Annotated in this window: 12 protein-coding genes; 11 read left to right on the top strand and 1 reads right to left on the bottom strand. The window is 38.7% G+C overall.

Going from position 1 to position 14926, the window contains the following annotated elements:
- Nucleotides 1–29 precede the first annotated feature (29 nt).
- From JZO76_RS02345 to JZO76_RS02300, 10 genes are all read left to right on the top strand, one after another.
- A complete protein-coding gene (locus JZO76_RS02345) occupies nucleotides 30–311 on the top strand; it encodes a hypothetical protein (protein ID WP_206902569.1) in 282 nt (93 codons plus the stop codon).
- A gap of 252 nt (nucleotides 312–563) precedes the next feature.
- The gene (gene gmk, locus JZO76_RS02340) at nucleotides 564–1178 is read left to right on the top strand and encodes a guanylate kinase (protein ID WP_206902568.1); all 615 of its coding nucleotides are present in this window, start codon (nucleotides 564–566) and stop codon (nucleotides 1176–1178) included.
- A gap of 5 nt (nucleotides 1179–1183) precedes the next feature.
- Nucleotides 1184–1489: a DNA-directed RNA polymerase subunit omega gene (gene rpoZ, locus JZO76_RS02335; RefSeq protein ID WP_206902567.1), complete on the top strand. Its 306-nt coding sequence runs from the start codon at nucleotides 1184–1186 to the stop codon at nucleotides 1487–1489.
- 219 nt (nucleotides 1490–1708) lie between these two features.
- Nucleotides 1709–4114: a primosomal protein N' gene (gene priA / locus JZO76_RS02330; protein ID WP_206902566.1), complete on the top strand. Its 2406-nt coding sequence runs from the start codon at nucleotides 1709–1711 to the stop codon at nucleotides 4112–4114.
- Between the two features lie 60 nt (nucleotides 4115–4174).
- Nucleotides 4175–4666 (top strand): peptide deformylase, encoded by a 492-nt coding sequence (gene def / locus JZO76_RS02325; protein ID WP_206902668.1) that lies wholly within the window; start codon nucleotides 4175–4177, stop codon nucleotides 4664–4666.
- Nucleotides 4659–5603: a methionyl-tRNA formyltransferase gene (gene fmt / locus JZO76_RS02320; RefSeq protein WP_206902565.1), complete on the top strand. Its 945-nt coding sequence runs from the start codon at nucleotides 4659–4661 to the stop codon at nucleotides 5601–5603. Before def ends, fmt begins: the two co-directional genes overlap by 8 nt.
- Nucleotides 5596–6960, top strand: coding sequence for a 16S rRNA (cytosine(967)-C(5))-methyltransferase RsmB (rsmB, locus tag JZO76_RS02315; RefSeq protein WP_206902564.1), 1365 nt, complete (start codon nucleotides 5596–5598; stop codon nucleotides 6958–6960). Before fmt ends, rsmB begins: the two co-directional genes overlap by 8 nt.
- A gap of 9 nt (nucleotides 6961–6969) precedes the next feature.
- A complete protein-coding gene (locus JZO76_RS02310) occupies nucleotides 6970–7713 on the top strand; it encodes a Stp1/IreP family PP2C-type Ser/Thr phosphatase (RefSeq protein WP_206902563.1) in 744 nt (247 codons plus the stop codon).
- Nucleotides 7706–9868 (top strand): Stk1 family PASTA domain-containing Ser/Thr kinase, encoded by a 2163-nt coding sequence (gene pknB / locus JZO76_RS02305; protein ID WP_206902562.1) that lies wholly within the window; start codon nucleotides 7706–7708, stop codon nucleotides 9866–9868. Before JZO76_RS02310 ends, pknB begins: the two co-directional genes overlap by 8 nt.
- Before the next feature lie 288 nt (nucleotides 9869–10156).
- On the top strand, nucleotides 10157–11365 hold the full coding sequence (locus tag JZO76_RS02300) for a pilin N-terminal domain-containing protein (protein ID WP_206902561.1): 1209 nt from the start codon (nucleotides 10157–10159) through the stop codon (nucleotides 11363–11365).
- 234 nt (nucleotides 11366–11599) lie between these two features.
- Here the strand turns inward: JZO76_RS02300 and JZO76_RS02295 are convergent, their stop codons facing one another.
- Entirely contained in the window at nucleotides 11600–13009 is a 1410-nt protein-coding gene (locus JZO76_RS02295) for a helix-turn-helix domain-containing protein (RefSeq protein WP_242595742.1), read from the bottom strand.
- 494 nt (nucleotides 13010–13503) lie between these two features.
- On the opposite strand from JZO76_RS02295, the gene JZO76_RS02290 reads away from it, so the two are divergent.
- The gene (locus JZO76_RS02290) at nucleotides 13504–14865 is read left to right on the top strand and encodes a pilin N-terminal domain-containing protein (RefSeq protein WP_206902560.1); all 1362 of its coding nucleotides are present in this window, start codon (nucleotides 13504–13506) and stop codon (nucleotides 14863–14865) included.
- The last annotated feature ends 61 nt before the right edge of the window (nucleotides 14866–14926 follow it).

Genomic DNA, 14926 nt, shown 5'->3' with positions numbered 1-14926 from the left:
AAAAATTGGTTTAGAAAGGATGAATTAAAATGAAATATTATGATATTACTTTCCATGAAGTTTCCGGTCGCGCTGTCATAAAACGAGGGGTGCCTTCTGAACAAGCGCCTTTTGACGCATGGCAAGATGCTTGTGTCAAAGTTACACCTGAACAATTATTTTTGATGGTAAATGAAACGAATGTCATTTTGGAGCGAAAATTTATTACGCGAACGGATGTTGAAGAAGTCGCTGATCCAATCGATACAAATCAAAAACGTAAAGATGAGTTTACGACGATTGTTAATACATTATCCAATATGGGATTTTAAATTATTTTTAAAGGATAAGGAAAATAACGAGTTTTCAAAAACCAGCCCCTGATGGCACAAAAGCTAAGGAAATTTACCAAGGTTTTTTACTCAAAATGAGCTTTTTTTCAATAAAAAAGCTGTTTGAAACAAAAAACAGCACTTTTTATTCAAAGGTAGCAATTTTGGACGTTTGCGTCTATAATAGAATCACTGTTAAAATTTGCGTAAAGTAAAAGTTGACCAGCAAACAAGAAGTGAAAGGACGTCAGTATGTCAGAGCGAGGCTTATTAATTGTATTATCAGGGCCTTCAGGTGTTGGTAAGGGAACTGTGCGAAAGGCAATTTTTGAAAGTGATGATAATGACTTTCAATATTCCATTTCCATGACTACCCGTGCAATGCGAGAAGGAGAAGTTGATGGGGTCGATTATTATTTTCGTACCCGGGAAGAATTTGAAGAATTAATCGAAGCTGGGCAAATGCTAGAGTATGCGGAATATGTCGGCAACTACTACGGCACCCCTCTTTCTTATGTTGAAAAAACATTAGATGAAGGCAAAGATGTATTTCTTGAAATTGAGGTCCAAGGAGCCCGCCAAGTGAAAGAAAAAGTGCCAGATGGCGTTTTTATCTTCCTGACACCGCCGGATTTACATGAATTAAAATCCCGCATTGTTGGTCGCGGAACAGATGCCGCTGAAGTGATTGAAGAGCGGATGAAAGTTGCCAGAGAAGAAATTGAAATGATGGCACTTTATGATTATGCCGTTGTAAATGATGAAGTGCTCCTTGCAGTAGAGCGAATCAAAGAAATTATTGCCAGCGAACACTTTAGAGTCGATCGCGTGATCGGCAAATACATTAAAATGTTAAAGGAGATGTAGTCAAAATGATGCTACGCCCATCTATCGACTCATTATTAGATCGAGTAAACTCAAAATATTCATTAGTAATTTTATCAGCTAAACGTGCCCATGAATTAGATGCAGGGGCTAAACCAACGTTGGATCAATTTGAATCTGTTAAAAACGTTGGCCGTGCGCTAGAAGAAATCGATGCGGAAACATTGGTTAACGATCCTCATCCAGAAGTAAAACGAGCACGTTTGAAAATGGAACAAGAAGAAAACCAAGCGGTACAAAAACGAGAACAACAAGAATTAGAAGCTCGTATTCGTGAAGAACAAAACTTATAGACTTATATAGACAAAAGATGTGGCATGTTGTATTCATACAACGTGCCACATTTTTTGGCAATTACCATTCAACTAAAGTGTACACGGTCTTAGCTAAGCGCTAAGCGAGTTTACAAAGCTTTTCTTATGTAGTTTAATGGCAATTTCTAAATTTTCCTTTATTAACAGACAAACTTTCCTATTTTTAGTAGAATATAGCGGAGAAGGAGGGGAAGTGACATGTATCCTCTAGCAGAAGTCATCGTGGATGTACCAACGATGCAAACAGATCAGCCGTTTACATATTTAATTCCGGCTGATTTACAACCGGTGGTAAAAAAAGGGATGCGTGTTGAAGTCCCTTTTGGTAATGGCAATCGTCATATCCAAGGGTTTGTAGTGGATATAAGTGAAACGAAAACTTTAGATGAACGGCTTAAGCCAATTGTTCGCCTATTAGATATTGCGCCGGTTTTGAATACAGAATTATTGGCCTTGGCTGATTACATGAAAGAAACGACGTATGCCTTTAAAATCACCTGTTTACAGACAATGCTGCCGAGTGTGATGAAGGCAGAATACAAAAAAACGATTCTTTTAGTGGATAAAAAAAGTGAAGCGGCCCACTATTTTCCAGCAAGTGGTGAAATTGATTACGACGAAGCGCAAAAAAATGGGCACTTACCTAAATTAATGAAATTTCGACAAGCGGGCATTGTGGATATTCGTTATGAAGTCCATAATAAAAATCGCGTGAAAACTGTCCGGATGGTGAAGGCATTAGTTGATGCAAAAAAAGCTGAGAAAATATTCCCCACGCTGCGTAAGGGGTCTTTGCGAAAAGCCCAGCTTTTAGAAATTCTAGCTGCACAAAAAGAAGAACTACCAGTAAAATATTTTACGGCGTTAGGTCTAACGACTGCTCATTTGAATCAAGGGGCAAAAGATGGTTGGCTAGAACTCTTTGAAACAGAAACGTATCGCGATCCTTTTGCTGAGCATGAGTTTGAAACGACTACTAATTTTGTCTTAAATGAGGAACAAGAAATGGCGGTCGCAAAAATTTTAGCTGCTTACAAAAAAAAACAAGCTGAGACTTTCTTATTAGAAGGAATTACCGGCAGTGGCAAAACCGAAGTGTATTTGCAAGCTATCCAGCAGGTTTTAAAAGAAGACAAGACCGCGATGATGTTAGTACCAGAAATTGCGTTAACACCGCAAATGGTGGAGCGTTTTAAAAGTCGCTTAGGGGATGCGGTGGCAGTCTTACACAGTGGTCTATCCCAAGGGGAGCGCTATGATGAGTGGCGCAAAATTGAACGAGGTGAGGCACAAGTTGTCGTTGGTGCTCGTTCGGCCATTTTTGCCCCACTAGAAAATATCGGCTTAATCATTGTCGATGAAGAGCATGAAGCAACCTATAAACAAGAAGAAGCTCCCCGCTACCACGCCCGTGATTTGGCCATTTGGCGCAGTCGTTATCACAAGTGTCCGGTCATTTTAGGAAGCGCAACGCCTTCTTTGGAATCCCGAGCTCGTGCGCAAAAAAAAGTCTATACGTTGTTGCCATTACAAAAACGAGCTAATCCCAATGCTAACTTGCCTACAATTGAGATCGTTGATTTAAAAGACGAATACAGCAAAGGCAATATGACTTCTTTTTCTTTAACATTGCAAGAAAAGATGCAAGATCGTTTGGCAAAAAATGAGCAGATTGTTTTATTGTTAAATCGCAGAGGTTATTCTTCTTTTATGATGTGCCGCGATTGTGGTTATGTCCTTGATTGTCCGAACTGTGATATTTCATTGACCTTACACATGGATACGAAAACGATGCGTTGCCATTATTGTGGTCATGAAGAAGCTATTCCCCATAAATGTCCGGAGTGCGGTAGTAAAAAAATTAGTTATTACGGTACAGGGACACAAAAAGTGGAAGCAGAACTGCAAGAATTATTACCAGAAGCGCGAATTTTACGGATGGATGTTGATACAACCCGTAAAAAAGGCGCCCATGAAAAAATTTTGACTACTTTTGGCGAGAAAAAAGCGGATATTTTATTAGGAACCCAAATGATTGCCAAGGGTTTGGATTTTCCAGACATCACTCTAGTGGGTGTGTTGAACGCAGATACAGCCCTAAACTTGCCAGATTTTCGTTCCAGTGAACGAACCTTTCAGCTCTTGACGCAAGTTAGTGGTCGCGCTGGTCGTGCGCAAAAGGCTGGCGAAGTTGTGATTCAAACCTTCAATCCAGAACACTACGCCATTTCTTTAGCTAAAGCTCAAGACTACGAGCGTTTTTACCAACAAGAGATGCGCATGCGGCATCAAGCGGGGTACCCCCCATATTATTTCACCGTGAAATTAACGGTGAGTCACGAAACAGAAGTGCAAGCAGCACAAAAAAGTTTTCAATTGGCACGACAATTACAAGCAGCCCTCAGTCCCAACGCGTTATTGTTAGGGCCAACACCTAGTGCCATTATGCGGATTAAAAACCGCTATTATTATCAAATTATTATTAAATACAAAAACGAGCCAGCTTTAAAACCGCTCTTAGAACAAATTTTAGACGAAAGTCAAATAGATCAGAAAAAAGGACTCTACGTTTCAATTGATAATGAACCTTTGAATTTTATTTAGTTGCGAGTGTTCGTAGCAGGCTTTGTACAAAAAATGCTACCAGAAAAGTTAGGAGTAAATATGCCTTATCCAATTTTATTAGATCCAGATCGCCGCTTACGGCAAGAAAATAAAGAAGTAACCGAAATTACCGATGAATTAGTCATGATGATTGATAAAATGCATGAAACAATGCTGGCTCATGATGGAATTGGCATCGCCGCACCACAGGTTGGCAAAAATCTGCAAGTTGCGATTGTCGAGTTGGATGAAGAAGAACGTTTTGAAATGATCAATCCTAAAATTATTTCAAAAAAGGGGAGTACAATTGATGTGGAAGGCTGTTTGAGTATTCCCCATGTCTATGGTACCGTCAAGCGATACGACCTTATTACAGTTCGTTTTTATGATCGCGAAGGCGATGAGCTGGAGGTAGAAGCAGACGGATATCTTTCACGGGCAATCCAACATGAGATTGACCATCTTCACGGTATTTTGTTTACCGATAAAGTGATTGATTACATTAAAGAAGAAGATTTAGAAACCTATATGGAGGAGCATGAGGATGACTAAAATTGTTTTTATGGGAACACCGGCTTTTTCTGTACCGATTTTAGAAGGTCTATTAGCGGCAGGGTATGACGTGCAGGCAGTTGTCACACAACCAGATCGTCCAGTAGGGCGTAAGCATGTCATTACACCGCCGCCAGTGAAAGCGGCAGCTTTAAAACATGACCTGTTAGTTTTACAACCAGAAAAAATTAGTGGTTCACCTGAGATGGCTAAAATTGCCGAATTGGCACCAGATTTAATTGTGACAGCCGCCTTTGGTCAATTTTTACCGGAAAAATTATTGCAAATTCCGCGACTTGGTGCAATTAATGTTCATGCTTCCTTGTTGCCAAAATATCGTGGCGGTGCTCCTGTTCATTATGCCATTATGAATGGAGATGACAAAACTGGCGTAACGATTATGGAAATGATCAAAAAAATGGATGCTGGTGCAATTTATAATCAGGCGGAAATCCCAATTACAAAAACAGATGATGTGGGAACGATGTTTGAAAAATTAAGCTTATTAGGCAGAGAATTGCTTTTGGCAACATTGCCGGAATTGATTAAAGGTAATGTGACGAAAATCCCACAAAAAGAAGATGAAGTGACTTTTTCACCGAATATTAGTCGCCAACAAGAAGAAATTGACTGGCAAAAGACAGCTGTTGCCATTGATAACCAAGTTCGCGGCTTACGCCCTTGGCCGATTGCCTTTACAACTTATGAAGGTGCCCGGTGGAAAATTTGGAACGTGACACCGCTAGTGGAAACGACCCAAGAAGTTCCAGGTACGATTATTAAAAAAGATAAAAACCAATTGTGGGTAGCTTGTGGCAAGAACACAGTTTTAGCCCTGAATGAACTGCAACCTGCCGGTAAAGGTAAACAAGATATCAAAGCCTTTTTAAATGGCGTTGGTCAAAAAGTAGCGCAAGGAGAAAAATTAGGTGAGTAATAAAATTCCCAAATCCATGAAAAAATCAGTGCGTTTTGTGGCATTGCATGCGTTAGAACGCGTTGAAAAAGGCGGCGCTTATTCAAATTTGTTAATCAATGATGCCATTTTAAAGGGGAAGCTTTCAGATAAAGATGCTCGTCTTTTAACCGGCCTTGTTTACGGGACAATCTCCCGACAACTTCTATTAGATTACTATTTGTCCCCCTTTTTAAAAGGGGCTAAAAAAGTTGATACGTGGGTGCGTTTATTATTACGCCTATCACTTTTTCAATTACTTTATTTAGACAAAGTGCCAGATCACGCCATTTTAAATGAAGCCACTGAAATTGCCAAAGTGCGAGGAAATGTTGGGATTGGCAAATTTGTTAACGGCGTTTTACGCAACGTGCAACGTCGTGGTGTACCAGAGATTGCCGCAATAGAGGATCCTTTAGAACGATTAGCCACCGAAATTAGTATGCCGATGTGGTTGACAGAAAGATTTGTCCAACAAATTGGTGAAGAAAATACTCGTAAATTAGGATTATCGTTATTTGAAGTTAGTCATGTTTCTGCCCGGGTGGACCTTAGTAGTATTACGCGCGCAGAAGCCATTGCGACTTTAGCAGAAGATGGAATAAAAGCAGAAGAAAGCATCGTATCTCCTTATGGTATTGTTGCTAAAAAGGGTTTTTTGGCGGGGAGTCAACTTTTTCATTACGGTGCACTAACCGTACAAGATGAAAGTTCAATGCTCGTTGCGCCAGCTTTGCAAATAGAACCGGCGATGAAAGTTTTAGACGCGTGTGCTGCTCCTGGGGGAAAAACAACGCATATTGCAACATTTCTTGATGCCACAGCCGGAGGAAAAGTGACGGCATTAGATATTCACAGCCAAAAAGTGAAACTCATTAAAGAAAATGCAGCCCGTTTACGCGTAGAAGATGTTGTTACGACACAACAATTAGACGCCAGAGAAGCTCATGAAGAATTTGAAGCAGGAACTTTTGATCGTATTTTAGTGGATGCACCTTGTTCTGGTTTAGGTTTAATGCGTAGAAAACCAGATATCAAATATCAAAAACAAGCGAGTGATTTTGAACGCCTGCCGATTATTCAAGGTGAAATTTTAAATAGTGTAGCGCAAACATTAAAACCTGGGGGCTTGCTGGTTTACAGCACGTGTACCATTTTAAAAGAAGAAAACCAAGAAGTTGTTGCGCGCTTTTTACAAGCTCATCCTGAATTTAAATTGGTACCTGTAGTTGCAAATGAACGTATCACAAGTAAACTAGTAGATGAAATGTTGACGTTATATCCACAGGACTTTATGACAGACGGTTTTTTCATTAGTTGTCTGAAAAAGGAAAAATGAGGTGGCAAGATGCAGATTAGTTTTCAAACGGATGTAGGCAAAAAGCGTAATAGCAATCAAGACTATGTAGCTATTTTTAAAAATAAAGCCGGTATTACTTTAGCCATTTTAGCTGATGGCATGGGAGGACACCAAGCCGGAGATGTGGCGAGTAAAATGGCGGTGGAAGGTATGGGGGAAAAATGGCAAGAAACCACCCTCACTTCGCCAGAAAAAGCTTGTTCATGGTTTGTTGCGGCAATTCAAAATGCTAATGAAGCTGTGTATAATTTAGGCCAAGAAAAAATAGAGCTGCAGGGTATGGGGACTACAATTGTTTGTGTGGCGGTTTTTGAAGAGGAATTCGCGCTAGCACATGTTGGCGATAGCCGCATGTATTTAGTCCGGGACCACGAAATTACCCAGCTGACAGAAGATCACTCTTTAGTAAATGAGTTGGTGCGCTCTGGTGAAATCACAAAGGAAATGGCAGCAACGCATCCTAGACGTAATGTGTTGACCCGCTCTGTCGGGATGCCAGGATCAGTGGAAGTAGATATTGCCAGTCATTTTTACAAAGCTGGCGATTATCTGTTACTTGCTTCAGATGGCTTAACCAATATGCTAGCAGATGATGTTATTAAATGGATTATTGATGAACCCATCACACTGGATGAAAAAGTGGCCAAATTAATTTCTGGGGCCAATGACGCCGGTGGTGCGGATAATATTACCGTTTTACTAATCGAAATTGGGGGCAGTGCTCATGATTGAAATTGGTAAAAAACTAAGTGGCCGCTATTTAATAATTGGTAATATCGGTAGCGGTGGTATGGCGAATGTCTTTTTAGCCCAAGATTTGATTTTGGATCGCGAAGTGGCGATTAAAATTTTACGCTTTGACTTCCAAAACGATCAAGATGCGATTCGCCGCTTTCAAAGAGAAGCGCTAGCGTCAACAGAACTTGTTCACCCGAATATCGTGACAGTTTACGATGTGGGAGAAGAAGACGGGATGCAGTATTTAGTGATGGAATACGTTAAAGGGATGGATTTGAAACAATATATCAAAAAAAATTATCCTATTCCCTATCTCACTGTTGTTGAGATTATGCAGCAAATTTTAAGTGCTATTGCGCTGGCCCATCAACATCGCATTATTCATCGGGATTTAAAACCGCAAAATATTTTGATTAATGAAGACGGTGTGGTGAAAATTGCTGACTTTGGAATTGCCATTGCTTTAACGGAAACGTCGATTACCCAAACCAATACAATGCTAGGCTCTGTTCATTATTTATCACCAGAGCAAGCTCGTGGCAGCATGGCGACCAACCAGTCAGACATTTACGCTATTGGAATTATTTTATATGAAATGTTAACCGGCCGGGTGCCTTTTGACGGAGAGTCAGCCGTAACGATTGCTTTAAAACATTTTCAAGAAGAAATGCCTGCGATTCGGACATTTGATCATAACTTGCCACAATCATTGGAAAATGTCGTTTTACATGCAACGGCTAAAAATCCTGCCGACCGCTATAAAACTGCAGATGAAATGCGAGAAGACTTGGCGACAGTCTTAAATCCGGAGCGTTTAAATGAACCACGGTGGCAACCTCATGCAATGGATGATGCAACGAAAGCACTAACGCCGATTCCAGAAGAATTAATTACCCAAACGCCACCCCAAGAAAAATCACAACCACAAGAGGAAGCTCAAGTAAAGAAACCAAAGAAAAAACGTAAATGGTGGTTAGTTCCGATACTTTTATTTGTTTTATTATGTGGCGGCTTAGCTTATGCCTTCTTTTCTGGTGGTAAAAGTGAAGTAACTGTGCCAGATGTTAGTGAGATGACGGTAGCCGCAGCAAAAGAAAAACTGCAACAAGTCGGTTTAAAACCTGGCAAGGTAGAAAAAATCCCCAGTGAAACGGTGGAAGCCGATCGAGTAGTAAAAACAGATCCGGCAATTGGCAATGTCGTCAAAGAAAAAACAGAGATCACGATTTACGAAAGTATTGGCCAAGAAAAAATCGATATGAAAGATGTTACAGAAGAAAACTACGATGATGCTTTACGGATGTTAAAAAATCTTGGCTTCCAAGAAAGTAATATTAGCCGTAAAGATGAGTACAGTGATACTGTTCTAGAAGGCAAAATTATTTCCCAAGACCCAACTGAGGGAGAAAAAGTTTCACCAGAATCTCAAAAAGTTGTTTTAACAGTTAGTCGTGGTGTTAAACCGGTAGCATTGATTGATTATAGTGGTTACACGTACAACGAAGCTGTAAATGATTTGATGGAAAAAGGGATTAAGGAAGCCCAAATTAAAAAAGAAGAAACTTACAGCGATACAGCACCTGCAAATCAAGTTATCGCCCAAACACCCAAAGATGGTCAAGAAGCTATTCCAGATAAAACCCAGATTATACTGACAGTAAGCCTTGGGACAGACAAAATTACGTTACCTGACTTAGCCGGCAAGTCTGATGTAGAGGCCAAAAATACGTTGAAAGATTATGGCTTGGACTATGAGAAAGCTGAAGAATTTTCGGATACTATTGCCAAAGATCAGGTTATTAGAACTGAACCGGGGGCGGGGCAGACGGTAAAAATTGGCGATACAGTCAAAGTGATTCTCTCAAAAGGACCAGATAAAAGTGATGCGCCAGAGACGTTTAAAGTGAACTTATCGGCAAGTTACACAGGCACCGACTTCAAAAATCAACAAGTGAAGGTCTTTTTAACAGATGCTAATGGTACGAAAAAGCAAGTCGCTGACTTTACCTTAGCACCAAATGATACCCATAAAGAAGCGATTGATGTCACGGTCAAAAAAGGTGAAAGTGCTACTTTTTATTTCCAAAGAGACAACGGTCATGAAAACAGCCAAGCTGTTAGTGGAGCTGGCGATATTGAAGTGCCTTAATTAATCACTCATTTAAAAGAAGATGAAAAACTAGGACAAAGCCCATTTGCTTTTGTCCTAGTTTTTTTGTAAAAAAGTTTTGATACGAAAAAGCTAATTGATAGAAATTTTCTCGCGTTTTTTGGTGCTTTTTATTTGTTATGAAGCACGAGCTTTTTTATTTTAATTACGAATTAGCAGCTAATCGATTCTTGCTTACTTTTTGAAAAAATTTTGTGCCGAAATGGACGTTGCTTAAAAATATGCTATACTTTAAATGAGGATATTTTAATATTAGGTGGTGAGAAGATGAAACGCCAGATTGAACTACTTGTTTTTACGATTGTTATTTTTCTCGGTTGTTTTGCAGTGGCAAGGCCAACCTTTGCAACAGAAGAAATTACATTGCGTCTGCACAAGCGCATTTTTTTCGATATTGAAAATAAGATAACCTATGATTTGAAGGTAGCAGATGAAAAGAGAGCTTTTCTTAGTCAAACATTGCCACAAGATGGGGCTAACTTTATCATTTATGATTTAACCCAACCCCTCGATGCAAAAGCAAAACCTAAAAAAATTGTATTAGCAGATTGGAAAGATGCGACACGTCGCGATGTTTTTGAGGCAGCTAAAAAATATAAGATTGTTGCAAAAGCACAAACGACTTATGACAAAAAGACAAAACAAGCTGGCGTTGCGACCGTGAATCTTCCCCGACAGCAAGCAAAAGACCCCTTGTATTTAATCTTAGAAGTCAAAGCAGAGCCGAATTCAGAAATTAACGGGGTGCAAGAGCAAAGTGTGGTTCCTACCGTCTTTGATCCCAAAGAATATCCTGAAAACGAAGTAGATTTGTATTTGGAAACAGTATACTATTCGCGACACCCTTATTTTTTCAATTATGGCAAAATGAGGGGCACCGGTGAAATGCCTTTAGCTGGTGTGGAGTATGTGTTGTATAAACTTAATGATGAAGCGAAAAGACTTTATTTGGAAAAAAATGATGGCAGTGATACGTGGTATTCCTGGACATTTTCTGAGCAACCTAGAAATGATAAGCGCCTAGAACACTTTGTATCCGATGAAGAAGGATTAATTACTACGAATCATCGCAACTTACCACCAGGAACTTATTATTTTCAAGAAATTAAAGCAGTTCCAGGTTTTGATAAAAATGTGCAAATCAGCGATGTCGAAGTCTTCATTCCAACGTCCTGGACGGATTTAAAGGGGGATTTTTTCCCAGCCACTGTTAATGGCGTAGGAATTTGCGAAATGCGAGATGGTAAAGTACCAGAAATTGTATTACAAAAGGCGACGCCTAAAGTGCTACACGTTCAACGGGCAAAAAATAGAGTCCAAGGTTTTAGTCTGAATAATGTAGTCTTGGCTACAAAGCAGTTGCCTGAAAAGTTTAAAAAAGGCGAACTAGGTTTTGAGATTATGTTGATTGTACTATTTTTACTGCTGTTGTTTGGATTTTCCATACGTAAATTTTATAAAGATAAAACCAAATAAATAAGTAACCCTAAATAAAAGCCAAACCTGACCGAAATCACTCGATCAGGTTTGGCTTTTATTGCTTTAATTGGCAGCATCGATATCTTTAGACATTGCTTTGTCGCATTCACCGTTTAAAGAAGACAGTTGCTGACAGTTTTTTCTTTGCAGCTTAGATTGCTGTAATGTTTTTTGACGATAAGCGTGCCAAAGTTGGGCAAAAAGTTCTTTTTCATAACTGCTATCTTCGATTTATTCAACAATGAAATTTGGTTTTGCTAAATTATCAGGTAAAAGAACGTCAAAGGTACTGATGAAAAAATCAATATTAGGATCATCAAAGTTCGTAAAATAAACTTGAACAAAGCCAAACTGATTTAAAACTTCTTTGACGGTTTGCATAATAAAGTAATCAGGAATTGTTAAAATACCGACATTTAGTGTTTGGTTGTCGTAACAGTTTTTGAAGGTCGGCAAAATATTATAGGTCACATCTTCTACTAAATCATCACAACAATCCGCAAGCCAGGCAAAGTTTTTACGACGGCAGATGCGACGGAAAAAATCACCATTTCGCTTTAATAATTCAAGATAGGCATCATGTTCATGGGCGTGTTCATGACGCGTAATATCCATAATTAAAGGAGAATCACCTTGATGAATGACATAATTCATTAAGGTTACGAATAAGTTGATATGTAATAGAAAGGACTCTTCATAATCAGGCGTTGTTTCAGGGACTAATTCGGTAAAGAAGTATTGCTCATACTCTTCAATTAAGTCGATTAAACTATTTCCCGCTTCCTTTAGTTCTTCGTAATATTCGTTAAGTTCTTTGATTCGAAAGTCGTTGATGTTGATATAAAAAGGCGTGAAATACAACATGTAGGAAATAAAACGACCTTGTAAGTATGCCTGCTGTGGATCGGTGATGAATTTTTCACAATAAGTTGTCAACGATGGCAAGAACTCACTAAAAGGCAACGTTTGAAATTTAGGTAACTCCAGTTTGTAACCTTGTTCTGCCCGCAAACGATTAACGCAAAGGCGCAGAAATATTTCCCGCGGGTGCATGAAATTCGCTTTATCAAAATGAAGCTCCCGCATAATCTTACGTTCATCGCAAAAATTGAATTCACTCTGATGGATATCTTTTCCTAAATTTCCCGCCCACAAATAGGTGGTATAAAACATCCGTAGCATCGCTTCATTTCCGTCAATCTTCATTTTAGAAGCTAGTAGGCGAATTCTAAAAGAATTTAAATACTTTTTCAAAGGACGTAATTTCCGTAAAATCGTTGATTGACTCAAGTAAAAATCTTCACAAAAATTTTCAAAAGTTGCCTCAGGTTTGATTAAGGAATACAAGATGAAATTATACGGAATAGAAGTCCGAACGAGATATTGAATGTATTCGTTGTGATGATAATCTGCCGGGTGCCATAATATTTTACCGTTAGCGGTTAAAAAAGGCTTCCCTGCAAGTTCTAATAAATTCTCATGAATTTCTTGTGTCAGGGTACTTAAGGTTGTATAGGACAAATTTAGTTCAGAGCAAAGATAATTTATCGAGTAAGTGCCTGCTTCCTTATCTGAAAAAAACTCCATCACGCTGATTTTCTGTCTGGCGGCGTCATCTAAAATTAATGGACTTAGTAACATTATTCCACCTCCTTAAAGAATACTTATCTAATTTTTATTTTATCATGATATTGTTAAAATTAAAATATTTATATATGGATTTGTTATTTTGTTATTTGGGAAAGCTTTTAAAATGGCGTTTATAGCTTGCTTTAAACTAGGCGAGTTGTTTGTTGATTAAAAAAAGATTAGATGATATTCTTATTTAAGTGATTTATTTGAAGATTGTAAAAGCTTTTTTGGTTGGAGAATCATTACATCTAAATCAATTTTAACAAATAATCTTTATGTTTTTAATAAATTTGCTAAGTAAAAAAGATTAAATAATGGAGGAAAGGAACTTTTTTCAAATTAGATCGCTAATTCTGCAAAGTTAAATAACGATCGTTTTTATTCTTTTTTTGAAGAAAAGAAAAGTATGAGTAAAGTGAGAAAATCAATCAGAGTGTGTACAATAGAGGCACACTCCATTGCTTAAACTTATTTATAAGTAGATGGTTAAGTGGAGGGGTTATATGAAAAAAATAATATTTTTATTACTACCATTATTTATGGTCGGTTTATGTTCAGCTTTTTTTGCTGGAAAATCAGCTGACGCAGCGGGTGAGGCGATCGATATCGTTTTGCACAAACGAATTTTTCGAGATGTGCGTTGGCGAGCTAATGAAAATTTAGATTCTTGGTTTTATGATAATGACGGACTTCCTATCGATAAAGAAAAGGAAGACGGTCAAAGTCAGGATAATACATTATTAGAAAATTCAGTTCCGCTAAACGGCGCCCAGTATAAAATATGGGATGCGACAAAATTAGTGGATGTAGCAACCTTTAAAAAGTATTACCACGACAGTGAGATTCAGGATGCAAGAGATATCGTACAAGTCTTTTCTCGCATGACAAGAAGTAATGCCATTAAGATTGCTGAAAATGCGCAATTACCACAAATGAGCATTGCCAACAGTAAGACAGTAGTAACCAAAAATGATGTGATCACAAAAGATAATCCCGCTTCAAAGCAAGCGGGAATAGCACGTTTTACTAATTTGCCACGTAAAGAAGGCGATACCTTTAAAGCCTATTTAATTGTGGAAACAGCGGTATCTGAAACAAAAGAATTAAATGTTGACTTGGAAAAATTTGCTAAGCCGATTTTGGTGACATTACCTGTGATGGCAAATAATGAAGAGTTAACAGAAATCCATCTGTATCCCAAAAATGTCGGCTATGTTCGTGATCCATACTTTTATAAATTTGGTCAAAACCGAAGCGGTGAAAATCTAGGTGCGCTAGCAGGAGCAACATTTGTTTTATATCGGGAAGAAAGCGGGAGACGGCTTTATTTGGACATGAGCCCCACAACGGATCTGAAAAATAAATGGGTAGAATCTGAAGACCCCTTAAACGATGAACGGGTAAACAAATTTATTTCAGATGAAACGGGCTTAGTTAATACTGGGGAACGCTTTTTACCTTCAGGAACTTTTTATTTTGAAGAAGTTCAGGCAGCAAACGGCTATGAAATTACCGCGGAAGCGAGAAAAGTAGAGGTCGTCATTCCAGCAACTTGGGAAGAAGCGGTAACGATTAACGGCCAAAAAATGGAAGAACTTATCACGGGTATTGTGCCGGAAGCTGCGCAGCAAAAGCAAATGCCGCGTGTCTACAATACGCAAAATGAAGCAGTTCACTCCCAGCAAGAAACTTCAAACAGACTACGTTTACCACAAACACTTGGTCAGTTAGTTGCGACAGTTGAAGCAACCACCCGCCGAATGTTACCGCGAACAAATGAAGGAAAAGCTGCATTTTCAGTGATTGGAGTAATTATTCTTATTGGTGCAATTTTCTTGTGGCGCAAAAAAAATGAAGATAACTAAATTTAGTGAGCTAGTATGGTTATAAAAATAGTAAAAAGAATATTTCAGGTTAAGTAATCTC

It is taken from the genome of Candidatus Enterococcus myersii, from assembly GCF_017316025.1.
GTDB lineage: Bacteria > Bacillota > Bacilli > Lactobacillales > Enterococcaceae > Enterococcus_C > Enterococcus_C montenegrensis.
This window is presented reverse-complemented; position numbering and strand designations above follow the sequence as displayed.

What these genes read in the sequence shown, in the direction of transcription:
- JZO76_RS02345 (WP_206902569.1), top strand. Translation starts at nt 30, where the DNA reads ATGAAATATTATGATATTACTTTCCATGAAGTTTCCGGTCGCGCTGTC.
- gmk (WP_206902568.1), top strand. Translation starts at nt 564, where the DNA reads ATGTCAGAGCGAGGCTTATTAATTGTATTATCAGGGCCTTCAGGTGTT.
- rpoZ (WP_206902567.1), top strand. Translation starts at nt 1,184, where the DNA reads ATGATGCTACGCCCATCTATCGACTCATTATTAGATCGAGTAAACTCA.
- priA (WP_206902566.1), top strand. Translation starts at nt 1,709, where the DNA reads ATGTATCCTCTAGCAGAAGTCATCGTGGATGTACCAACGATGCAAACA.
- def (WP_206902668.1), top strand. Translation starts at nt 4,175, where the DNA reads ATGCCTTATCCAATTTTATTAGATCCAGATCGCCGCTTACGGCAAGAA.
- fmt (WP_206902565.1), top strand. Translation starts at nt 4,659, where the DNA reads ATGACTAAAATTGTTTTTATGGGAACACCGGCTTTTTCTGTACCGATT.
- JZO76_RS02310 (WP_206902563.1), top strand. Translation starts at nt 6,970, where the DNA reads ATGCAGATTAGTTTTCAAACGGATGTAGGCAAAAAGCGTAATAGCAAT.
- pknB (WP_206902562.1), top strand. Translation starts at nt 7,706, where the DNA reads ATGATTGAAATTGGTAAAAAACTAAGTGGCCGCTATTTAATAATTGGT.
- JZO76_RS02300 (WP_206902561.1), top strand. Translation starts at nt 10,157, where the DNA reads ATGAAACGCCAGATTGAACTACTTGTTTTTACGATTGTTATTTTTCTC.
- JZO76_RS02295 (WP_242595742.1), bottom strand. Translation starts at nt 13,009, where the DNA reads ATGTTACTAAGTCCATTAATTTTAGATGACGCCGCCAGACAGAAAATC.
- JZO76_RS02290 (WP_206902560.1), top strand. Translation starts at nt 13,504, where the DNA reads ATGAAAAAAATAATATTTTTATTACTACCATTATTTATGGTCGGTTTA.